The organism is Pseudomonas frederiksbergensis (genome assembly GCF_003732665.1).
GTDB classification, from domain to species: Bacteria; Pseudomonadota; Gammaproteobacteria; order Pseudomonadales; family Pseudomonadaceae; genus Aquipseudomonas; species Aquipseudomonas frederiksbergensis_G.
In genome coordinates, this window is the sequence record NZ_MOBP01000021.1 from 183594 (window position 1) to 206740 (window position 23147).

Sequence of the window (23147 nt, forward strand, 5' to 3'; positions counted from 1 at the left end):
CGGCTTCACAACCAGCGCGGTCCTTTGTCTGATGCAGGCCCTATGGCATATAGTATCAATACGCCATCAACTGCGCATACCCAGGATTCGGGCAGCCATGCCCAAACCCAAACACAACAAATGCCATTGACCTTTTAGGGAAATAACAGGTTTTACTGATGAAAAAGATCTTCCTGCCGTTTGTCATTGCAGTACTCAGCCTGCAAGGTTGTGCCGAAATGCCCGCGTACTCCAACGTCGATCCCGCCAGCGCCGGTGACGAGTCGCGTTATACCGTGGTCGAAACCGATACTTATGCGGGCAGGCCCCAGCGCCACTGGGCGGATATGCAGCCGAACCTGAACATCATCAAGATCAACGACGAAAAAGTCGGCAACATCCCGTTCTCCACGTACTACTACAAGAACGACTCCCCGCAGCGTGCGGTGCTGAAGCCGGGCACTTACGTCATTCAACTGGAATACCGGTTGCCCAGTCATTTCCTGTTTGCGGACCTGAAGTTCGACGGCAAACCCGGCCAGAAAATAATGGCACGCTCAAGATACGTGGGCCTCAATCGACTGGAAGTATGGCTGGAAGATACAGCCACCGGTGATGTGGTAAGCACCCGGGAGAACTAGCCGATAAACGATAAGGAACGATAAGGGGACTGATTTATTTATCCCTTATTTATTTATCCCTAAAAAAGCCGGCGATCAGTGAATTATTCAGCGTCCCCACGTATCTGACCCAAAGAGCGCATGCCATTAAAACAAGGGCATCGACAGGATCAGGGACAGAGTAATTCGCATGAAATCAAGCAAGAAAGCCGTTAACCCCATTACCTTGAAAGACATCACCATTGTCGACGACGCGCAGATGCGCAAGGCAATCACGGCCGCTGCGCTGGGTAATGCCATGGAGTGGTTCGACTTCGGCGTTTATGGCTTTGTCGCCTATGTGCTGGGCAAGGTGTTCTTTCCCGACGCCTCGCCCAGCGTGCAAATGATCGCCGCGCTGGCGACGTTTTCGGTGCCTTTCCTGATCCGGCCCTTGGGCGGTCTGTTCTTCGGCGCACTGGGCGACAAATATGGCCGGCAGAAAGTCCTGGCGGCCACCATCGTGATCATGTCCCTGAGCACCTTCGCCATCGGGTTGATTCCATCCTATGCCTCGATTGGCATCTGGGCGCCGATCCTGCTGTTGCTGGCCAAAATGGCCCAGGGCTTCTCGGTGGGCGGCGAATACACTGGCGCCTCAATCTTCGTCGCCGAGTATGCCCCGGACCGCAAGCGTGGCTTTCTCGGGAGCTGGCTGGACTTCGGCTCAATCGCCGGTTTTGTCCTCGGCGCGGGCCTGGTGGTCTTGATTTCCGCCGTGATCGGCGAAGAAAAATTCCAGGACTGGGGCTGGCGCCTGCCGTTTTTCCTGGCCCTGCCCCTGGGCATGATCGGGCTTTACCTGCGTAACGCCCTCGAAGAGACCCCGGCCTTCCAGCAACACGTCGAAAAACTGGAACAAGGCGACCGCGAAGGCCTGGCCCGAGGCCCGAAGGTGTCCTTCAAGCAAGTCGCCACCCAGCATTGGCGCAGCCTGATGACCTGCATCGGCGTGGTGGCCGTGACCAACGTCACCTACTACATGCTGCTGACCTACATGCCGAGTTACCTCTCGCACAACCTGCACTACAGCGAAAACCGTGGGGTGCTGATCATCATCGCGATCATGGTCGGCATGTTGTTTGTGCAGCCTTTGATCGGTTTTGCCAGTGACAAGATTGGCCGCCGGCCCTTCATCCTGTTCGGCAGCATCGCGCTGTTCTGCCTGTCGATTCCGGCGTTCATGCTGATCAACAGCGGCCAGCTCGGGTTGATTTTTGCAGGCCTGCTGATCATTGCCGTCATCCTCAACTTCTTCATCGGCGTGATGGCCTCGACCCTTCCGGCGATGTTCCCCACCCACATCCGCTACAGCGCCCTGGCCGGTGCCTTCAACGTCTCGGTGCTGATCGCCGGCCTGACCCCGACCGCCGTGGCCTGGCTGGTGGAAAGCACCAACGACCTGTACATGCCGGCCTATTACCTGATGGTGATCGCCGTGGTGGGCCTGGTGACCGGCATCACCATGAAGGAAACCGCGAACAAGCCCCTGCGTGGCGCGGCCCCGGCGGCGTCGGATATTGAGGAAGCGAAAGAGTTGTTGCAGGAGCACGAAGACAATATCGAGCAGAAAATCGAAGACATCGACGCGCAAATTGCTGAACTGGAGGCCAAGCGCAAGACCCTGGTGCAACAGCACCCACGCATCAATTGACCTGACGAACCCTCAGCCCCGGCCGCCCATCAGCGGACTCGCCAGCAACGCCGCCAACCCCATCGGTTTGGCAAAGTAATAACCCTGGGCCTGCCCCGCGCCCATTTCGCGCAGCAGGTCCAGGGTCGCTTCATCCTCGACGCCTTCAGCCACCACGCTCAGGTCCAACGATTCGGCCATGCGCACAATCGCCCGGACGATCGCGCGGCTGCGGGCGCTGGCGGTCAGTTCGAGGATGAACGACTTGTCGATCTTCAAGCCGCTGAAACGGTATTGGTGCACGTAGCTCAGGGATGAAAAACCGGCGCCGAAGTCATCGAGCACTACCGACATGCCGTTGTCGGCCAGTTGCTGCATGGCCAGTCGGGCAATCGCCGGCTCGGCCACCAAGGCACCTTCGGTCAACTCCAGGCAGATCCGCGACGGTGCCACGCCGTGTCGCGCCAACAGGGCAAGTACGTCACTGGCGAAATCCGGGCGGGTCATGCTGTAGCTGGAGCAGTTGACGTGCACCGGCGGCCAATTGGCGTGCTCGGGTTGGGCGAGGATCACGGCGATGCGGGTGAGCATGTACAGGTCCAGGCGACCGATCAGGCGCAGGCCTTCGACATCCGGCAAAAACTCGCCCGGCGCGATGACCCGGCCACCCGGCTGGTGCCAGCGGATCAGCGCCTCCAGGGCCACCAGTTCGCCGCTGTCGACGCTGACAATCGGCTGGAAATACGGCAGCAATTCGTCGGTCCGCTTGAGCGCGTTACGCAACGCGCCTTCACGCTCGACCTGATCCGACACTTCACGGCGCACTTCCTGGTTGAACACCGCGTAGCTGTCGCGCCCGGCACTCTTGACCCGGTACATCGCCGCATCGGCATCACGCAGCAGGTCGGCGGGCTCGTCATGGAACTGACTGTCGGCGCTGACAATACCGATGCTGCAGGAGGAAAAAACTTCATGGCCATTGATGACAAACGGCAGGTCAAACGCCACCAGGATTCGTTCGGCGATGTCGATCACCACGTCCAGCGGCGCTTCGGGGGCGAGCACTGAAAACTCATCGCCCCCCAGGCGCGCCAGCATGTCGGTGTCGCGCAGGCAACCGCGCAGTCGCTGGGCGGCTTGCATCAACAGCAGGTCGCCGAAGTGATGACCGAGGCTGTCGTTGACCATTTTGAACCGGTCGAGGTCGATGAACATCACCGCCAGGTGCCCGCCTTCGCTGCCGAACTGCGCCCAGGCCTGGTTGAGGCGCTGTTGCAGGTAGGTGCGATTGGGTAGCCCGGTCAGTGCATCGTGGGAGTTCTCGTGTTGCAGCTTGGCGTTGGCGTGATCGAGTTCGCGGGTGCGGTTCTGCACCCGGGCTTCGAGCTTGAGGTTGGCGGCATGGATCGCTTCGGCGGCGGTGCGGCGTGACAAGGCGGTGTCGATGTGCCGCGACACGAACGTCAGCAGTTCCTGGTCGCGCAGGCTGTATCGCACCTCGGAGGTGTAGCTCTGCACCGCAAGCACGCCGCGCACCACGTCGCCATCGAACAGCGGAATGCCCAGCCAGGAATAGGATCGGTAATACACATCGGCGACTTCTATTTCGCCTTCCACGGTCAATCGTTCGGCCTCGTCAGAGTCAATCAGACACGCTCGACGCTGACGGATCACGTACTCGGTCAAACCCCGGCTGCCGCGCCGGGCTACCGGGCGGACTGTCTGGCGCTCATCGACATAGTAGGGAAAGGTCACTTCAGTGGTCGCGTCGTCGAACAGCGCAATGTAGAAGTTCTGCGCGAACAGCAAATCACCGACGATGCCATGCAAGGTTTGAAACAACTCCGCCATGTCGCCGGGTTGGCTCGACAGTTCGGCAATCTGAAATAGCGCACTCTGCAGATGTTCGGCGCGCTCGCGGTCGGCCACTTCCTGGCGCAAGGCTTGGTTGAGCTCTGAAAGCTCCAGGGTGCGACGCATCACCGTTTCTTCCAGGTCGGCCCGGTGCAGAAGCCGGTCCAGGGCCATGGCGACGTGGCGGGCCACCACCAGGAACAGCGCACGGTCTTCAGCGCTGTAAACACGAGACACTTCATAGACCTGCATCGCCAGCATGCCAAACACCTCATCCGAGGCGTTTTTCAGCGGTGCGCCCATCCAGAATTCCGGGCAGTCGCCTACGCAGTAAAACCGCCCCTCGGCCGCTGCCGCGTGAATGCCGGCGGCGTCGATCAGCAACGGCTGGCCGGTGGTCAACACCTGGGCGGTCAACGACAGATGCGAAGGGTCAAGGTATTCGTAGTTCTCGGATTCCAGGGCTTCGACATCGATGATGTCGACGTAATAGGGGTAGTCCATCTTGCCCGTGCGCGGGTCATACAGGGCGAGATAGAAGTTCTCGGCGTCGATCAGGCTGGCCAGCAGTTGGTGAACCCCCACCAGAAACACGGAGCGGTCGCGGGTGGAACTGGCCAGGTAGGTGATTTCATACAACACGCGCTGAGTAATCTGCGCCCGGGCCAGGGTATTGGCTTGCACTTCAATGCCCAGGCGCTGGGCAAACTCGGCAAGCGCCGGATCCATGGCATGGTTGATGGGCGCGAGAAGCCATCCGAGCACGCTTTCGCCCCGCCCCGTCGGCCAGCGGTGCAGGCGCCGGGTCAGGCAAAAGGTTTCAAACTCGTCATTGGCAATACTGGAAGGCCACTGCCCCTGCGGGTCGCCCTGCCCGACCAGATGCATTTGTTCGCCAGCGCGATACACCCCCCACGCGGTGGTATGAGCCCAGCGGCGCGCTGAGTCCAGCAGGTGTTCGATGGTGTCCCCGTTGCCAGCGTAGGCCATGCCGACGGTATCCAAGTTCCCTTTCAGTTGAGATGCGCCAACGTCGCGATCGTTCGATTGCCGCCGGGAGTCGATCAATGGAAGAAAACTCATCAGCCCTTCCTGAGCCAAAACTGGCCATGCTTTTTTATTGATTGCTAGCAATATGCCAGCCACCTTTCCGTTTAAAGCTTATAGCGGTTTTTTTCAATCGTTTTATTCGTTTAGTGCCAACTATGGGACGGACAACAAGTTATTCGTGCAGATGCGCCCAACCCCATGACCTGAGCAGCCCAACCCGGTCGCCACTGGATCCAATTAGTGCCAAAGTACCGAGCTTTTCAGCTTAGCCGCGTATTTGAAATCACCCACCTGATGTCGAGGTCATAGTGCCCCACTCTAGCGATCAACGTATGGACGAAAAAAGCCTGCCTCGGTTATTGCTCGATCTGCTTTGGCAACTTGCCGTGCTGTTGATCCCGATATTCCTGGTGACGGTCGTGCCGTTGCCGTTGGCCCTCGGTGTGGTCTTGGGTTGTGCGGCCCTGATGTGGCTGGCGGCGCGAGCCGGTTGGCTGCGTACCGGCCGAGGCGCGGCGCGGGTCATGACGTCGGCGGCGATAGGCTTGGGTTTTAATCTGGGCCGGGCGTTGCCGGCGTACTGGGACATCGCGGGAGCCGCGGTGGTGATGTTCTGCGGGCTGGCGTGCGTCAGTCATCTGGAACGCCGTTTTGGCCTGGCCGACACGACGAAGGCGAAGGCCAAGTCGTCGCCGCTGTCGGGTGGCCAATCTTCCGGCGGCGCCAGTGCCTGGGGTGGCGACGAGCCGCGAGTCACGCCCGAGGGCGAGCCGATCAGGGTGTTCAACTACAGCGAAATCGCCATGGGCGGGCCGGTCCTGTGCGATTACCTGCTCCCGGATGGGGTGCTGCTTCAGGGCCTTGGGGCGTCGGCGCGTTTCTCCAATGACGGGCGTTATTTCGCAGCGCCCTTGCCTTCGCGCCAGGCCTGGGGCTTGGTGGTGCTGGATCGAGAGCTGCATCAGCTCTACCACTGTTCGTGTGATGAATTCTGGGAACTGGACGCTTTTAATGGCGGCACCTTGAGTGGGCGTTACAGCCCGCTGGTCGACAATGGCGCTCGGGAAATCAGCCTGGAGCAACTGCTGGCGACGGCGGAAAAAGTCAGCCTTGTGCCGATTGCCGACCTTTGGCTTGAGCCGGGGGCCTGGCAACAATACCTAGAAGTCGAAACGCTGCGGCATACCTCCCCCGATGGCCAGCAACGCCTGGACGCCAGCCTGGTGCTGCCGACCCGTCTGCGGGACCTGCCGCAGCCTTGCGACCCGCTGCGTAACCCGGAATACCGCGTGAGCATCAACGCAGAGCCCACTGCGCTGCTGATCCGGGCCGATACCGCGATCATCTGGCATCCCGATGGCCGCGCTTTCGCTTGCCGTGCGCGGATGGCTGATGAGTCTCCCGACTACTGGCTCTGGCACCTGGACCGGGGCTGGCAAACCCTGCCTTGCCCATGGACACCTGCTGACAGCGAACCCTCGCTGGGCTGGAGCGAGCCGCTGGAGCTGGATGACCACCACCTGCGACTGTCGTCCTACTTCGACTACCCGCAGCCCGATCACGGCCGCTATGGCTACGGCTTGTACAGCATCCACAGCGACTGTGACGCGCAGATTGGCCATGCCCCGAACGGGCGGATACTCGTCGCGGAGCGGCAACTGACTCGCGTGCAATTGGCCGTGCCGCTGACCGGAGACGGACAGCGCGGCGCGACGATCGTCGAGTCATCACCCGTTCAAGGTAAAACCCGGGCGCAATTCACCTGGCAGCAGGACAACGACCAGGGGCTCGGCGGTTACACCTGCCGGATTGGCGAATGGGCAGTACCGGGTGTTTGGCAGCTCGACCATCGGGTTTCAGACGCCGGACGCTACATCGCCTTGATTCCGATCACCGCGGCTGGCCATGTGGTAGTGGCCGACGCGCAGGAGCGGCAACTGCTGAACAGCCCTGCGCTGCTGGTCGCACGATTGCTGGACTTTCGTGGCCCCACGGTGAGCGTGGCGGTGATTCGCGGTCGGCTGAACCAGGACCGCCAAAGCACCCCGCTGCAACGCTTCGATCAATCGCCACCCGAAGCGCACGACGCCGCTGACTTTTGTCAGCATCGCCCGGATTCGCGACTCTACTATGAGTGGTGCGAGCTGAACGTCAGCCCGCAAGGCCTGACCGCCCTCCCCGATTGGCGCCTGGTCAAACAACCGCAATCCGCCGTCGCCGATGGCAACTTCGTCCAACCTGCCCCGACGGATACCGATGCCGCCTGGCTGTTCGGTTGTGAAACCGAATACGCCGACAGTTGGCTGCGCGTCCAGAGCCCACGCCTGGGCGGGCATTTGCTGACGGCCTCCGGTTGCGCCATCGGCGATCTTGCGCCGTCGATGATTTGGTCCGAAGGTGCGCGCTATCTCGCCCTGACCCGACTGCATACCGACATGGACGATGAACACGGCGGCCGATCGGCATGGCAAGTCTTGCTGCTGGATGTGCAGGAGCGAACCCTACGGCGCTCACCGCAATGGCTGCACAACCGCCCCCAATTTGAAAGTTTCAAGGCTGATGCATTGAAAGTGCGTCTGTTTCTGCGCGACTGGGAGGCCGAGGATGACACAGACCGAGGCTCGATCACCGTGATCAAGTTGAGCGACCTGCTCACCCTGCCCGCCGAGGCGCTGACCCCGCACGGGGAACTCTGGCTGACCCAAGATCAACTTGGAAATGCCGAAGCATGGCAGGCACTCGACACATCGGCGTTGAGTCACTGGCGCTAGACTGAAAAGGACTGAAAAGGGGACGACTGAAAAGGGGACAGATTTATTTTCTAGTGAAATGTAAAAAGGGAACGAATTATTTGTAGAAAATAAATCTGTCCCCTTTTCAGTCCAATCACAACTTAAAAACCGCGAGGCCCGCAGTGCGAACTTTTGATCTGATCCGCGATGCCGTTTTGCCTGAATTCCGCGACCGGGTGTCCGAGTACCTGGTCGAGTACGAAACCGTGCTGCGCGAGAATGCCCCCGACTCGGAGCCCGTGCGGGCCGTCGCCCACCAGTTGCGCGGCTATTTGCGCGGGCTCAACACCACGCGAGTACTGGGCATGGCCGATTGGGAAGAGCTGGATCGGCGGATCGTGGAGTCGTGGCTGTAGCGCCGATTGCACCTGAACCAGCGCATTCGCGAGCAAGCCCGCTTCCACAGTGAGCCAGTGCCGGTCACATACCTCGCGCACGGCATCAATCTCATGTGGGAGCGGGCTTGCTCGCGAAGGCGTCGTTTCAGGCAACACAAATGTCCACTGACACCCCGCTTCGCGAGCAAGTCGCACAGCCAAACCCACAGGGACCATGGTTGGCATCGGGCCAAACGCTTACAATCGCGCTCTCTCTGTGCAACCAGTCAGGCCCGTCAGGACATGCCGCTCGACCCGCTCACGATGTTGACACTCTCGGTCGCCCTTGCCGCGGCCGCCGCGCTGTACCTGGCGATCGAATGGCGCAGTATTCGCGAGCCTTCGCTGCTGTTCTGGAGCGCCGGGTTTGCCACGATCACCGTGGGTTCGACCCTCGCCCTGCTGCGCAGCAGCGGTTTTCTGCTGATCGGTATCTGGTTCGCCAACGGCCTGCTGGTGACCGCCCATTTCCTGTTTCTGCTCGGCGTCGCACGCTTTACGCAGACGCGCCTGTCCCGTGGCTGGGCGCTGATCTTCATCGCCTGGCTGGCCATGCTGCTATTGCCGGACGGGCCGACCTGGTCGAAGGTCATGCTGCTGGTCAACTCGCTGTTGATCGCGCTGTCGACCCTGCGCGCCAGTTTCCTGCTGCGCCCCCATGGCAAGTCGTTGAGCGTGGGCGCGGTGCAGTTGCGCTATGTGCTGCTGATCCACGGCAGCTTCTATGTGGCCAAGGCACTGACCGCCGTGATTCCGGGCACGCTGATCGATCTGGCCGCGTTGCGTGGCGAGATCATCCAGATTTCCCTGGTCGAAGGGGCGATGGCGATCATGTTGATTGCCCTGTCGATGACCGGCACCGAACGCTATCGACGCGAAAAACAGATCGCCCACCTCGCCGCACGGGACCCGCTGACCGCCCTGTACAACCGCCGCGCCCTCGAAGTGCGGGCTCCGCGTCTGCTGGCGGACGTCTCGGCAACTCGCCCTGGCGCCTTGCTGCTGATCGATATCGACAACTTCAAATCGGTCAACGATTTGTACGGCCACACCGCCGGCGACCGACTGTTGATCGCGCTGAGCGAGATGATTCGCTCGGTGCTGCCCGGTGATGCACTGGCGGCCCGGCTCGGCGGCGACGAATTTGTCATCCTGCTGAACAATGCCTCAAGCGAAGCAGTGGTCAGCCTGGGCACGACCTTGCGGGGGCAGTTTCAGCAGACCGCTTCCCAGACATTCGCCACCCCCGAACCGGTGACGCTAAGCATCGGCGCCAGCCTGTTCGACCAGCCGCCCAGCGGCCTCGCGGCATTGATCGAACAAGGCGACGCCGCGCTCTACGCCTCCAAGCGTGGCGGCCGGGACAGCCTGCGTCTGGTTGATCGCACAGCACCGCTGCGCACCCTTTAATTTACGGGCAGGTTCAGCGTTAGAATCGGCCCGACCATTTGTTCAGGATGACCTCGCCATGCCCCCTATCGAAACGTCCCTGCAAGACATCGCCGCCCCCGAAGGCGTGTGCTACGGCTGCGGCGGCCGCAATCCCCATGGGCTGCACGTCAAGAGCGTGTGGGATGTGGACGGTGTGCACGTGGTCGCCCAACACATCCCCGACGCCAAATACTGCGGCTGGCCGGATCTGGTCTACGGCGGCCTGATCGCGATGCTGGTCGATTGCCACTCCAACTGGACGGCGATGGCCTATCACTACCGCGCGCAGCAGCGCGAACCGGGCAGCCTGCCGCGCATCGATTGCGTCACCGGCAACCTCGGGATCAAGTTCATCAAACCGACACCCATGGGCGTGACGCTGACGCTGCGGGCGAAAGTCGAGGGTGAGGTCGGGCGCAAGACCCGCGTCGTGTGCGAGGTCTTTGCCGGCGATGTACTCACCGCCATCGGCGACTCCGTATTCGTGCGAGTGGACACCGGGCAACTGGCAGACGCGGCGCACGGTCGTTAAGGCCATTTCACCGATGCCTCGGCGCGCCGCTTGGTGTTAAATAGCGCCCATTCGCGCCACACCGTACAACGAGAACACTCATGAACAGCCAAGTTGAGAGAACAGCATGATCGAGGTCACCGAGGTTTCCATTGCCGAGCTGCGTGCGGCGCTCGAATCGGGCCAGACCACGGCGGTTGAGCTGGTCCAGGCCTATCTGGCTCGCATCGACGCCTATGACGGCGACCTCAACGCCGTTGTCGTGCGTAACCCCGAGGCGTTGGCAGAAGCCCAAGCCAGCGACGCCCGACGCGCCAAAGGCCAGACCCTGGGGCCGCTCGATGGCATCCCCTACACTGCCAAGGACAGCTACCTGGTGAAGGGCCTGACCGCCGCCTCCGGCAGCCCGGCCTTCGCCAACCTGATCGCCTATCGCGACGCCTTCACCATCGAACGCCTGCGCGGCGCCGGGGCGATTTGCCTGGGCAAAACCAACATGCCGCCGATGGCCAATGGCGGGATGCAACGCGGGGTTTATGGCCGGGCCGAGAGCCCGTACAACGCCGACTACCTCACCGCGCCGTTCGCTTCCGGTTCCTCTAACGGGGCTGGTACGGCCACCGCCGCCAGTTTCGCCGCTTTCGGTCTGGCGGAAGAAACCTGGTCCAGCGGTCGCGGCCCGGCGTCGAACAATGGCTTGTGCGCCTACACGCCGTCCCGTGGGGTGATTTCGGTACGTGGCAACTGGCCGCTGACCCCGACCATGGACGTGGTGGTGCCGTTCGCCCGGACCATGGCTGACTTGCTTGAAGTGCTCGACGTCGTAGTCGCCGAAGACACCGACACCCGTGGCGACCTGTGGCGCCTGCAACCCTGGGTGCCGATCCCGAGCGTCGCATCGGTGCGCCCTGCGTCCTATGCCGAACTTGCCGCGAATCCACAAGCACTCGCCGGCAAACGCCTCGGCATTCCGAAGATGTACATCAATGCCGATCCCGAAGCTGGCACCTCCGAAGCACCGGGCATCGGCGGCCCAACCGGCCAACGCATCAACACCCGCGCTTCGGTGATCGAGCTGTGGAAACAGGCGCGCCAGGCACTCGAAGCGGCCGGCGCCGAAGTGATCGAAGTCGACTTCCCGCTGGTCTCCAACTGCGAAGGCGACCGCCCCGGCGCGCCGACCGTGTTCAATCGCGGCATCGTGTCCAAGGAGTTCCTGCACCATGAGTTGTGGGACCTGACGGCTTGGGCGTTTGATGATTTCTTGCAGGCGAACGGCGATCCGAAATTGAATCGTCTGGTCGATGTCGATGGCCCGCTGATCTTCCCCCACGACCCGGGCACACTCCCGAATCGCGAAGGTGACCTGGCGGCGGGCATGGATGAGTACGTGCGCATGGCCGAGCGCGGGATTACCCCGTGGGACCAGATCGCCACATTGCCGGACGGACTTCGGGGGCTTGAGCAGACTCGCCGACTCGACCTTGAACACTGGATGGACCGCCTCGGCCTCGACGCCGTGCTGTTCCCGACCGTCGCCGACGTCGGCCCGGCGGACGCGGATGTGAATCCCGCGTCGGCAGACATCGCGTGGAGCAACGGGGTTTGGGTCGCCAACGGCAACCTCGCCATCCGCCATTTGGGCGTGCCGACAGTGACAGTGCCGATGGGCGTGATGGCGGACATTGGCATGCCGGTCGGGCTGACGTTTGCGGGCCGGGCGTATGACGATTCGACGTTGCTGCGGTTGGCATCGGCGTTTGAAGCGACGGGGAGCAAGCGGCTGATTCCGCCGCGTACACCCGCGCTTACTGCTAACTAAACCCAAATCCCCTATGGGAGCGGGCTCGCTCGCGAAAGCGGTGTGTCAGTCAGCATTGATGTTGACTGATGCACCGCCTTCGCGAGCAAGCCCGCTCCCACAGGTCAACGAACCAGCCCTGCGTGCCCAGAAAGCCCTCCCCCCACAAATTTAATGAACCCTCCCCGCCGCCACCCACCTAAAGCAATGACTTTCAGGAGGTGGCTAATGCAAATCGAATACGTCTGGGTCGCACTCGCGGCAGTACTGGTGGTGATTGAATTGTGGGCGATCAACAAAGTGATCAAAAGCGGCAGCAAGGTCGACAACAAAGGCGTGTGGATCGTCGTCATCGTCTTCGTGCCCCTCATCGGCCTCATCGCCTGGGCAATGGCCGGGCCGAAACACAGCACCCATAGCGCGCAATAACCAAACCGCCGCACACTCGCTTTTTTTGTGGCGAGGGGGCTTGCCCCCGTTGGGCTGCGAAGCAGCCCCCCAGCACTTCAAAAAGCCCCGAAGATTCGGGGCTTCATCATTTCTGAACATCCCCGCAACCCACGTAGGAGCTGCCGAAGGCTGCGATCTTTGGATCTTCACGTCCGAAAACTACGTAGGAAAATACCCTTTGTGGTGAGGGACCTTATCCCCGCCGAGCAGCGAAGCACCCCCAATCCTCTGCCACCTATTTCCTCAGACATTTCCGAAGCCCCGGCGCACAAGGGTTTAACCCAGAACCCAGCAAACCCCCTTCACCACAACTGCCCAAAACGCGTCCTACACCCCGGTTGCGAGCCCAAAAATGCCCACCTATATTCGACCCGTCGCCACAGCAATTGGCGATAGGGTTTCGCAGCCCTGACCAAGATGACTACACCGTCAAATGAGAACTCTGGCAAAATTCGCCCGCGTTTCATTTCATGGCGGTTGTGCGCGGGAGACTTTCGAGTCTGCCGAGCGTGGTCTCTTCTCGGTCTGCGAACCCGCGCACAACTGCCACCCAATTGTTTCGCAGCGAAAAGGTGGCTCTTCTATTTACGCCTGTAGAGACCATCCATATGACAACTCAACACCCGCCCCGCCGCTTCACCCCCATGTCCCAATTCGCCACCGACTACCCCGTCCTCCTAATCGACAACGACGCCCCCATCCGCGAACTCCACAACTGCGTCAGCGAACGCCTGAACGCCGTCCTCAAATACCTCAACCTCATGGCCTGCACCAGCCTGCCGGACTACGCCGAAAACGACATCAACACCGTCACCAACATCGCCTTGATCCTGATCCGGGATGTGCATGATGTTTTTCGGGTGATCGAGCAGCGTGGGTTTGATACGCCACCGAATCAGTAACCCGAATCAAGTCGCAAAAAAACCGCATGTCTGCGGTTTTTTTACGTCGTCCGGAAGCTGGGCCAACAACCGACCCTGCCAATCCAGCCATGCAACCCGCGCCCCTTCCACCAATATCAACTTAATGGCACTCTGCCACCTATTTGGCATATCTCTGCGGGATTCGTTTTGCTCGAACCAGTAATCCCGCCCATTTCTCAAACCGCTACGGACAGAAACGCCCATGAAACCGCTGTACTTAAGCTCGCTACTGCTGCTAATCGCAGGTTGCTCGCCAATCCCACAATACGAAGCCCCCGCCAACGCCCCACAAGCGCAGATCCGCAGCGAAATGGACGCAATGATCAATCGTCGCAACTACCTGACCCTTAGCGCAGCGCCGACCATGGCCTGCAAGTACGGCCGATCGGTGCCCGTGACACCCGCTCGGCAACTGTTCTCGGTCTGGGGTGGCTACCCATCGACCCCCTCGAAACCCGAAGGTTTTCGAGCCATTGAAGCGGGCAAGCCGATCCATCTGTTGCTGGAGGGCGGGGCCAGCGGCAACCGCAGATGCACGGTCGATTTTGTTACCGAGTTCATGCCGGGCGCTCGCTATGTGATCAAGGGCGGCATCACCGACGGCCCTCATGTCATGAGCGGCTGCCAGATCAACATTGTCGATCTGGATTCCGGGGTTCGACTGTTTCAGGCCGAGCAGTCACCGGCCAACGGCTGTGCTCTGGATCGGCTGTCGTTGCCGATGCGTTGAGCGCGAACTGGTTGAGCGCGGGGGTCGCTAAATGTGTAATTGGGTGAAATGACGCTGGAAATAAGGTGATAGATCTTTGTTTAAATAGATCAGTCACCTTTTTTTGCTTAAAAATGAATGCACCCCGATCCTTCTGTAGGAAATTCTCCCAGTCGGCTGTAAGAAAACCCTGTTTTTCCCCAATGTTCTAACACCGAAAATAAAAGCTAATACACTCCCGGCAAAAATACCTTCGCACCCGTGGCGCGGTTTTTGAAAAGTTTAAAAAAAGGAGCTATTAAGTGGCGAATCACAGCTACATGACTGTTAATGGGAAACGACAAGGTCTAATTTCCGCTGGTTGTTCTGGGCAAAGCTCTATAGGTAACAAATGTCAATTTGGTCATGAAGACGAAATCATGGTATTGGCCTATTCCCACAACATGATTACTGGCAATGATGGCGGCGTTTCAGGTGGGCGCGGCAAGCACATGCCTATCATGATCACCAAAAATATTGATAAGTCTTCGCCATTGCTGGCTAGCGCACTTCATGCACAAGAAGAGATTGAGTGCATTATTAATCTCTACAGAACAGCCCCTACCGGCGGGCAGGATAAATATTATTCAATCCAACTGTCTGGCGCGCGCATTGCGCATATCACCCTGCAAGTTCCTCACTCTATCCATATGAACGATGCCCAACCGCAAGAGATGGTGTCCATTCGTTATCGGGATATCAGTTGGACGCATATTCAGGCAGGAACCAGTGCCTACAGCACATGGGGGAATGAAGGTGAGTGAAAAAACTTGCGATATTCACGACGTGGTTAAATCTGCATCCGACCTAGTCGCATTTGGTTGTTCTGTTGGCGCTACGCAGCTATATGATAGTTTCATGCAGATTCAATTCAGTTCTATAGTTTCTTCTTTTGCCAATGAGATCATCTTGGCCGTGGATGAAGGCATCATCAGTGCACAGCAAGGAATACAACAAATCAGAGATGAATACGCCGAATTATCGTCCAAGGCGCTTTTCTATGCCCAAAACGGTATAGGCGTTTTAGCGGGCGTTATGCAGATTCAGTCTGGCGCCTCGACAATAAAGAACACAAGAGGTATAAACACGCCCATGGGTATCCTTTATTCCGCCCACGGCGTCAATAATATTTATGAAGGCGCGGGGAATATATACAACGGGCCTAACGCACCGAGCACAGTAGGCCCGGTTCGAAAAATGTATCAGAGCCTAGCCAAGGATACTCAGGCCGGCAATATTGCCTATTACTCTGTAGACTTAGGTCTTTCAGCTTTTGGTGTCTTTAAACCCGTAAGAAAGTTTGATTCAATAGAGCTTTTCAGACACGACCCAATCAACTATGAGCGTGCTTTTCAGCAAATGGGAAGGCTGACTTTGGCCTTTGAAGCCTTGGTCGATGCAATTACGATCAAAAGTATCGGAGAAGAAACTAACTCAAAATAATCACACCTCGGCAAAATTAATCTTTACGACGCAACCTCCTAACATACAAACCAAGACTAACAAAAACCATTATAAAAATAGCCAAACTCACAACAAAAGAGAACAGTCCCTCCAGACAAAACACCTTACCTACTTCCTGAAAGATTATTGCCGCGACCAGTAAAGAACCGATGAAGACGCCAATATACACAGCACCGACAGAATGTCGCTCAACATCAACAGGGCGCCCAAGAGAAATGGCGATCAGGCTAGGAGAATAATAGCGAAAATTCAAAAACAACAAAGAAGTGAAGACAACGCTGAGTACAACCCAGTAAACACCCTCACCCAAATCCACTACTTCCTCTATCAATCCAACAAGAAAAACCGTGTACAAGACACAAACAATTACAGCTAACAAATCCGACATTAAAACCTTAAGAAAATCTCGCACCCGCATAAAATATATACACCTTAAATAATCCAAACTACGCCACCGCTGACACAGACGCAGCATAATATACAAATTTATTATAGCGTCATATTGTCATCAACAAACCAAAAAATGATACCGATCTACAATTATCGGAAAATTCTTACAAACACCTTCTTTTTATCTTACGCATGCCAAAAATTCTAAGCATAGTATCTACTAATTTTTATATAGGATATTTTTAATAAGTTAAAGTTAGACATTACGACCCAGAACTGCATTTTTCACAAAAAAATTCGACGCCTGAACAAAAGCATCGAATTTCATTAACTATCAGAAAATCTGGTTAAATTATTTCAGATGAAGTCACTGTTAAAAATTCGCCGGCGTATTCGCACTAATAATCTCCGCCTCATCCTGGCCAATATTCCTAAATCGATGCGGCAGCGTCGTCGGGAAGTAATACCCATCCCCAGCATTCAACACACTAATCTGCCCATCAACGGTGAGTTCTACCGTCCCACGCGTCACCAGCCCACACTCCTCGCCTTCCGAGTGCACGATCGGCTCTTCACCCGAACTGGCTCCAGGCGCGTACTGCTCGCGCAATAAGCGCATCTGCCGACTCGGCACGGAAGCGCCAATCAGCAGCAACCGCAGTCCATGTCGCCCGAGATCCGGCTGTTCATTCGCCCGAAACACGTATTGATGCTCACGCGGTGGCTGGTCGAAGGTGAAGAAGTCCGCCAGGGACATGGGGATGCCTTCGAGCAGTTTTTTTAGGGAGCTGACGGAGGGGCTGACGCGATTTTGTTCGATCAGGGAGATGGTGGCATTGGTGACGCCGCTACGGCGGGCCAGCTCGCGCTGGGACAGTTTGTAGCTTTCGCGTACTAATTTGAGTCGTGAGCCCGTGTCCATGACAGCCTTATGTGTGAACTACTTAAGGGGTGATGGGGGTGGATGGCGGGCGACTTTTGGCCGCGAGGAACACCGCTTCCCTGTCCCAGAAACGTGAAAGGCGGGTATTAAATCACGTTTGTTCGTGTTGCTCAGCAGGTTCGATGGGTGGTGGGGTAAAAAGGCGGGTGGGGTTGGGTTTGCTTGGGATTGTGGGGGTTGAGTTGAGGGTGATGGTGACTGGTTTGGCCTCTTCGCGAGCAAGCTTTGCTCCTACAGGGGTGGTCGCGATCGGGTACAGATTTTGTGGCAGGCCTGGATCTCCTGTGGGAGCGGGCTTGCTCGCGAAGGCGGTGGGTCAGCCACATCTTGGGTGACTGATACGCCGCTTTCGCGAGCAAGCCCGCTCCCACAGGGTTTGTGTCCTGCGGGGGATTGCGTGGTGGCTAGATACCGAACCGGTCGCGCAGTGCGTAGTACGCGGCGCCCATGGCGGTGAGGGGCGCCTGGAAGGTGCGGCCGCCGAGCATCGGCATGTGCGGCAATGATGCGAAGGCGTCGAAGCGTTCGGCGTCGCCGCGGATAATTTCGCTGATGAGTTTGCCGGCCAGGTGTGAGCAGGTGACGCCGTGGCCGCTGTAGCCTTGCATGTAGTAGGCGTTTTTCTCGATGCGGCCGAATTGCGGCATGCGTGACATGGTCAGCAGGAAGTTGCCGGTCCAGCGGTAGTCGATTTTCACGTCCTTCAGTTGCGGGAAGGTTTTGAGGATTTTCGGTTTGATCAGTTGTTCGATGTCGTCCGGTTCCCGGGCGCCGTAGACCACGCCGCCGCCGTACAGCAAGCGGTTGTCGGCGGTGAGACGGTAGTAGTCGAGCAGGTAGTTGCAGTCTTCGACGCAGTAGTTGTTTTTGATCAGGCTGCGCGCAACTTGCTCGGACAACGGTTCGGTGACGACGATTTGCGAGCCGCAGGGCATGCTTTTGCTGGTCACGCGATTGTCGAGGCCTTGCGGCAGGTAGGCGTTGCCGGCGATCAGCAGGTACTTGGCGCGGACCACGCCTTTGGCGGTGCGCACGGTGATCGGTTCGCCGTAGGTGATTTCTACCGCCGCCGATTGTTCGTAGATTTTGCCGCCCAGGCCGATGATGGCCGAGGCTTCGCCGAGGGCCAGGTTCAGTGGGTGGATGTGGCCGCCCTGCATGTCCAGCAGGCCGCCGACGTAGTTGTCGCTACCGACTTCGCGTTTGATGTCGGCGGCGTCGAGCATTTTCAGGTTTTTGTTGCCGTAGCGCTCCCAACTGCTCTTCTGCTCGGAAAGGCCTTTGAGTTGCTTTTTGTTCAGCGCGGCGAAGATGCCACCGGGCTTGTAGTCGCACTGGATGTCGTAATGCTGGATGCGCTGACGGATGATGTCGGCGCCTTCGAAGATCATGCTGCCGAGGATTTCGGCGGTCTTGTCGCCGTAGCGCTCTTCGATCACATCGACGTCGCGGCTGTAGGAGTTGACCAGTTGACCGCCGTTGCGACCGCTGGCGCCGAAGCCGACTTTGGCGGCTTCGAGCACGGTCACGCTGTAGCCCGCTTCGGCGAGGAACAGTGCCGAGGACAAACCGGTGTAGCCGGCGCCGATCACGCAGACGTCGCACTCGACCAGTTCTTCAAGCACCGGGAATTCGCCGGTGAAGTTGCGGGTGGCGGCGTAGTAGCTGTTGACATGTGTTGTTGGTTTCATACGTTTCTCCGATGGCCGCAGGCACGCCTGCGACCGCCGCTGTAAAGGTGTTAGAGCTTGATCCAGGTCGCTTTGAGTTCGGTGTATTTGTCGAACGCATGCAGCGATTTGTCCCGACCGTTACCCGACTGCTTGAACCCGCCGAACGGCGCGGTCATGTCGCCGCCGTCGTACTGGTTGATCCAGACGCTGCCGGCGCGCAAGCCGCGAGCGAAGGTGTGGGCCTTGCTCAGGTTGCTGGTCCAGACGCCGGCGGCGAGGCCGAAGATGCTGTCGTTGGCGATGGCCAGCGCTTCATCGAAGGTGTCGAAGGTGATCAGCGACAGCACCGGGCCGAAGATCTCTTCCCGGGCGATGGTCATGGCGTTGGTCACACCGTCGAAAATCGCCGGTTCCACGTACAGGCCACCGGTGCTTTCGAGGGTGCGGCTACCGCCGGCGATCAGTTGCGCGCCCTGGTCTTTGCCGACCTGGATGTAGCGCAGCACGTTGTCCAGTTGCCGTTGATCGACGAGTGCGCCGACGGTGGTGTCCGGATCGAGGGCGTGCCCCGGTTTCCAGGCTTGCAGGGCTTCCACCAGCAGTGGAATGAACTGCTCGCGAATCGAGCGTTCCACCAGCAACCGCGAGCCGGCGGTGCAGACTTCGCCCTGGTTGAAGGCAATCGCCCCCGCCGCTGCTTGTGCTGCCGCGCGCAAATCCGGCGCGTCGGCGAACACCACGTTTGGACTCTTCCCCCCAGCTTCGAGCCAAACGCGTTTCATGTTGCTTTGCCCGGCGTAGATCAGCAGTTGCTTGGCAATCGCGGTGGAGCCGGTGAAAGCCAGCACATCGACGTCCATGTGCAACGCCAGTGCCTTGCCGACGGTGTGACCATAGCCGGGCAGGACGTTGAACACACCTTTCGGGATGCCAGCATCCAGCGCCAATTGGGCGATGCGGATCGCGGTCAGTGGCGACTTTTCCGAAGGCTTGAGGATGAACGAGTTGCCGGCGGCCAGGGCCGGGGCGAACTTCCAACTGGCCATGATCAACGGGAAGTTCCACGGCACGATGGCGGCGACCACACCGGTGGGTTCACGGGTGATGAGGCCGAGTTGATCGTGGGGCGTGGCGGCGACTTCGTCGTAGATCTTGTCGATGGCTTCGGCGCTCCAGCGGATCGCGTTGGCGGTCGCCGGGATGTCGATGTTCATGGAATCGCTGATCGGCTTGCCCATGTCGAGGGTTTCAAGCAGGGCCAGTTCTTCCTGGTTCGCCAGGATCAGATCGGCGAAGCGGATCAGAATGCGTTTGCGCTCGGCCGGGGCTTGTTTGGCCCAGATGCCGGACTCGAACGTCTGCCGTGCGACGGCGACCGCCGCGTTGGCGTCGGCCTCGTCGGTACTGGCGACGTTGGCCAGGAAACGGCCGTCGACCGGGCTGATGCATTCGAAGGAATCACCGCTCAGTGCTGCGCGGTATTGCCCGTCGATAAAGGCCCGGCCTTCGATGGATAAGGACTGGAAGCGTTGTTCCCAGTCGCTGCGAGTGTTTGTCATTGTTGTGACTCGACGCAGAGGAATAAGTGATTGTTGTGGCGGTGTATCAGGGGATTGCAGGGGTGATTGGGCGGCCGTCTTCGCGGGCAAGCCTCGCTCCTACAGTCTGCGGCGTGCACATTATTTGTGCCCGACATATAACCCCTGTAGGAGCGAGGCTTGCCCGCGAAGAGGCCCTCACATCCACCACCAAATCCGTCAGACCGTGTGCAGATACCAGTTGTACTCAAGGTCCGAGATGGAGTTTTCGAACTCGGCCAGCTCGCTTTCCTTGCACGCCACGAACACGTCGATGTAGAGCGGGTCGATGTATTTGGCCATGACTTCGCTGTCGTCCAACTCGCGCAGTGCGTCGCGCAGGTTGTTCGGCAGGCTCTGTTCGTTCTGCTCGTAACTGTTGCCTTCGACCGGTGGGCCTGGCTCGATTTTGTTGGTCAAACCGTGGTGAATACCGGCCAACACCGACGCCATCAACAGGTACGGGTTGGCATCGGCGCCGGCAACACGATGCTCGATGCGCACTGAGTCCGCCGAACCGGTCGGCACACGCACCGCGACGGTACGGTTGTCGATGCCCCAGCTCGGCGAGTTCGGTACGTAGAACTGCGCGCCGAAGCGGCGGTACGAGTTGACGTTCGGGCACAGGAAGGCCATTTGCGCGGGCAGGGTCTCGAGCACACCGCCGATCGCGTGACGCAGTGCGGCGTTCTGCTCGGGATCCTCGCTGGCAAAGATGTTGTTGCCTTCTTTGTCGAGAATCGAAATGTGCACGTGCAGACCATTGCCCGCCTGACCCGGATACGGCTTGGCCATAAACGTGGTGTCCATCTCGTGGTCGTAGGCGATGTTCTTCACCAGACGCTTGAGCAACACCGCGTAGTCGCAGGCTTTGATCGGGTCGTTGACGTGATGCAGGTTGACTTCGAACTGCGCCGGGGCGCTTTCCTTGACGATGGCGTCGGCCGGGATGCCCTGCTCTTTCGCGCCTTCGAGGATGTCTTGCAGGCAATCGACGTATTCGTCGAGGTCATCGATCAAATACACCTGAGTCGACACCGGACGCTTGCCCGATACCGGCGAACGCGGAGATTGCGGACGACCGTTCACGTTGTCCTGGTCGATCAGGTAGAACTCGAGTTCGAACGCGGCACAGATCGTCAGACCCATGTCGTCGAACTTGCGCACCACATTGGCCAGCACTTCCCGTGGGTCAGCGAAAAACGGCTGGCCTTCGAGTTCGTGCATGGTCATCAGCAATTGCGCAGTTGGGCGCTTCTGCCAAGGCTCAATGCTCAGGGTGTCAGGGATGGGGTAGCAGATTCGGTCGGAGTCGCCGATGTCCAGACCCAGGCCGGTGCTTTCCACCGTTGAACCGTTGATGTCCAGGGCAAAGAGTGACGCCGGGAGGTTGATGCCTTTTTCGTAAACCTTATGAAGACTGGTGCGTTCGATGCGCTTGCCGCGCACCACACCGTTCATATCCGCAATCAGAAGGTCGACGTACAAAACCTCAGGATATTTCTTAAGGAATGCGTTTGCTTCGTTGAGTTGAACGGTACGCAGAGGGACCGACATGATGCACCTATTAGCTGTTAATTATTATGTTCACTACGGTGTTGCGAGCCCAGTCAACCCGAACGGCAAAGTGAAGTCAATAGCGAACAGTTGGCCTTTCAACCTTTATTTTCGGGCCTTTTATGGGGACGAGAGTGCCAGATAAGCCGCCAGAGCCGCGCAGATCCTCAGCATCGGACGACCGGCGTTTAGAATTTTTTACATGAGAGTTGTTAATTAAAATCAACAAGGCTAAGCTCCGGAAAAGCTCGTTCAAGTGTGAAACTTCGAGGTGATAAAAATGGCATTCAAGCCATTGATCGGCGTTACAGCGTGCGTCAAACAGATTGGCCTGCACCCCTACCACGTCAGCGGCGACAAGTACTTGCGTGCTGTCAGCGTCGCGGCTTTGGGGCTGCCAGTGGTCATTCCTTCCCTGGGCGAACTGACTGAAATCGAGGACTTGCTCGCGCAACTCGATGGTCTGTTGCTCACCGGCTCCCCGTCGAACGTGGAACCCTTCCACTATCAAGGCCCCGCCAGCGCACCCGGCACGGATCACGATCCGGCCCGGGACGCCACCACCCTTCCTTTATTGCGTGCAGCCATCGCCGCCGGTGTGCCGGTGCTGGGCATCTGTCGCGGTTTTCAGGAAATGAACGTGGCGTTTGGCGGCAGCCTGCACCAGAAGGTGCATGAACTGCCGGGCATGCTCGATCACCGTGAAGCGGACAGTCCCGAGTTGGCGGTGCAATACGCCCCGGCTCATTCGGTGACGGTGCAACCGGGTGGCGTGTTCGAAGCGCTGGAGCTGCCGGCGGAGTTCATGGTCAATTCGATTCACAGCCAGGGCATTGATCGACTGGCGCCGGGCCTGCGTTGCGAAGCGGTGGCGCCGGACGGTTTGATCGAGGCGATCTCCGTGGACCACAGCCCGACGTTTGCCGTCGGCGTGCAATGGCATCCGGAATGGCAGGTGCTTTCCAATCCTCAGTATTTAAGTATTTTCCAGGCGTTTGGCGACGCGTGCCGGCAACGGGCGGCGCTACGTAAAAAACGCTGACGACTTAATCCCTCACCCAACGATTTAACTGCCCTCGTGAACGGGCGGCTGCGCCGACGCGCGCTGCTTCTTCACGCGTAAAAAACGAAACAAGACAACAACAAGCACCACCAGGCAGCCAGGACGGCGGCGCCGAATAAGCCCGAGCGGTATGGGCCAGCGAACCAAACGCAATACCCCTGTAGGAGCGAGGCTTGCCCGCGAAAGCGGTGTGTCTGGCAATGATGATGGCGACTGACACGCCGTCTTCGCGGGCAAGCCTCGCTCCTACAAGGGACCTCGTTTGGATGGAT

General features: G+C 58.8%; 19 protein-coding genes. 13 read left to right on the top strand and 6 right to left on the bottom strand.

Features of this window, described 5'->3' with window-relative positions:
• Positions 1-158: 158 nt before the first annotated feature.
• A complete protein-coding gene (locus BK665_RS27710; RefSeq protein WP_123409705.1) occupies positions 159-620 on the top strand; it encodes a hypothetical protein in 462 nt (153 codons plus the stop codon).
• Between the two features lie 169 nt (positions 621-789).
• Positions 790-2292 carry a glycine betaine/L-proline transporter ProP gene (gene proP / locus BK665_RS27715; RefSeq protein ID WP_123409706.1) on the top strand — a complete coding sequence of 501 codons (1503 nt, stop codon included), beginning with the start codon at positions 790-792 and terminating at the stop codon, positions 2290-2292.
• A 12-nt stretch (positions 2293-2304) separates the two neighbouring features.
• Here the strand turns inward: proP and BK665_RS27720 are convergent, their stop codons facing one another.
• On the bottom strand, positions 2305-5208 hold the full coding sequence (locus BK665_RS27720; protein WP_123409707.1) for a sensor domain-containing phosphodiesterase: 2904 nt from the start codon (positions 5206-5208) through the stop codon (positions 2305-2307).
• Between the two features lie 299 nt (positions 5209-5507).
• On the opposite strand from BK665_RS27720, the gene BK665_RS27725 reads away from it, so the two are divergent.
• The 10 genes from BK665_RS27725 (at position 5508) to BK665_RS27770 (ending at position 15651) form a co-directional block, all read left to right on the top strand.
• Positions 5508-7946, top strand: a complete 2439-nt coding sequence (locus tag BK665_RS27725) for a hypothetical protein (protein ID WP_259699668.1) — start codon at positions 5508-5510, stop codon at positions 7944-7946.
• 143 nt (positions 7947-8089) lie between these two features.
• The gene (locus BK665_RS27730) at positions 8090-8323 is read left to right on the top strand and encodes a hypothetical protein (RefSeq protein ID WP_123409709.1); all 234 of its coding nucleotides are present in this window, start codon (positions 8090-8092) and stop codon (positions 8321-8323) included.
• Positions 8324-8587: 264 nt separating this feature from the next.
• Positions 8588-9754, top strand: coding sequence for a GGDEF domain-containing protein (locus BK665_RS27735; protein WP_123409710.1), 1167 nt, complete (start codon positions 8588-8590; stop codon positions 9752-9754).
• Between the two features lie 58 nt (positions 9755-9812).
• Positions 9813-10307, top strand: coding sequence for a PaaI family thioesterase (locus BK665_RS27740; protein ID WP_123409711.1), 495 nt, complete (start codon positions 9813-9815; stop codon positions 10305-10307).
• Positions 10308-10413: 106 nt separating this feature from the next.
• Positions 10414-12108, top strand: a complete 1695-nt coding sequence (locus tag BK665_RS27745) for an amidase (protein ID WP_123409712.1) — start codon at positions 10414-10416, stop codon at positions 12106-12108.
• A gap of 207 nt (positions 12109-12315) precedes the next feature.
• Entirely contained in the window at positions 12316-12516 is a 201-nt protein-coding gene (locus tag BK665_RS27750; protein WP_123409713.1) for a PLD nuclease N-terminal domain-containing protein, read from the top strand.
• 629 nt (positions 12517-13145) lie between these two features.
• Positions 13146-13439 (top strand): fructose-bisphosphate aldolase, encoded by a 294-nt coding sequence (locus tag BK665_RS27755; protein ID WP_123409714.1) that lies wholly within the window; start codon positions 13146-13148, stop codon positions 13437-13439.
• 223 nt (positions 13440-13662) lie between these two features.
• A complete protein-coding gene (locus BK665_RS27760; protein ID WP_123409715.1) occupies positions 13663-14190 on the top strand; it encodes a hypothetical protein in 528 nt (175 codons plus the stop codon).
• A 281-nt stretch (positions 14191-14471) separates the two neighbouring features.
• A complete protein-coding gene (locus tag BK665_RS27765) occupies positions 14472-14972 on the top strand; it encodes an Hcp family type VI secretion system effector (protein WP_123409716.1) in 501 nt (166 codons plus the stop codon).
• Positions 14959-15651, top strand: a complete 693-nt coding sequence (locus BK665_RS27770; RefSeq protein ID WP_259699669.1) for a DUF4225 domain-containing protein — start codon at positions 14959-14961, stop codon at positions 15649-15651. Before BK665_RS27765 ends, BK665_RS27770 begins: the two co-directional genes overlap by 14 nt.
• Before the next feature lie 16 nt (positions 15652-15667).
• Here the strand turns inward: BK665_RS27770 and BK665_RS27775 are convergent, their stop codons facing one another.
• From BK665_RS27775 to BK665_RS27795, 5 genes are all read right to left on the bottom strand, one after another.
• Positions 15668-16090, bottom strand: coding sequence for a hypothetical protein (locus BK665_RS27775; RefSeq protein WP_123409717.1), 423 nt, complete (start codon positions 16088-16090; stop codon positions 15668-15670).
• A gap of 345 nt (positions 16091-16435) precedes the next feature.
• Positions 16436-16984 carry a cupin domain-containing protein gene (locus BK665_RS27780; protein ID WP_028623608.1) on the bottom strand — a complete coding sequence of 183 codons (549 nt, stop codon included), beginning with the start codon at positions 16982-16984 and terminating at the stop codon, positions 16436-16438.
• Between the two features lie 425 nt (positions 16985-17409).
• The gene (locus BK665_RS27785) at positions 17410-18696 is read right to left on the bottom strand and encodes an NAD(P)/FAD-dependent oxidoreductase (protein WP_123409718.1); all 1287 of its coding nucleotides are present in this window, start codon (positions 18694-18696) and stop codon (positions 17410-17412) included.
• Between the two features lie 50 nt (positions 18697-18746).
• A complete protein-coding gene (locus BK665_RS27790; RefSeq protein WP_123409719.1) occupies positions 18747-20237 on the bottom strand; it encodes an aldehyde dehydrogenase in 1491 nt (496 codons plus the stop codon).
• Positions 20238-20435: 198 nt separating this feature from the next.
• Positions 20436-21812 carry a glutamine synthetase family protein gene (locus tag BK665_RS27795; protein WP_123409720.1) on the bottom strand — a complete coding sequence of 459 codons (1377 nt, stop codon included), beginning with the start codon at positions 21810-21812 and terminating at the stop codon, positions 20436-20438.
• A 280-nt stretch (positions 21813-22092) separates the two neighbouring features.
• On the opposite strand from BK665_RS27795, the gene BK665_RS27800 reads away from it, so the two are divergent.
• The gene (locus BK665_RS27800) at positions 22093-22854 is read left to right on the top strand and encodes a gamma-glutamyl-gamma-aminobutyrate hydrolase family protein (protein ID WP_123409721.1); all 762 of its coding nucleotides are present in this window, start codon (positions 22093-22095) and stop codon (positions 22852-22854) included.
• Positions 22855-23147: the final 293 nt, after the last annotated feature.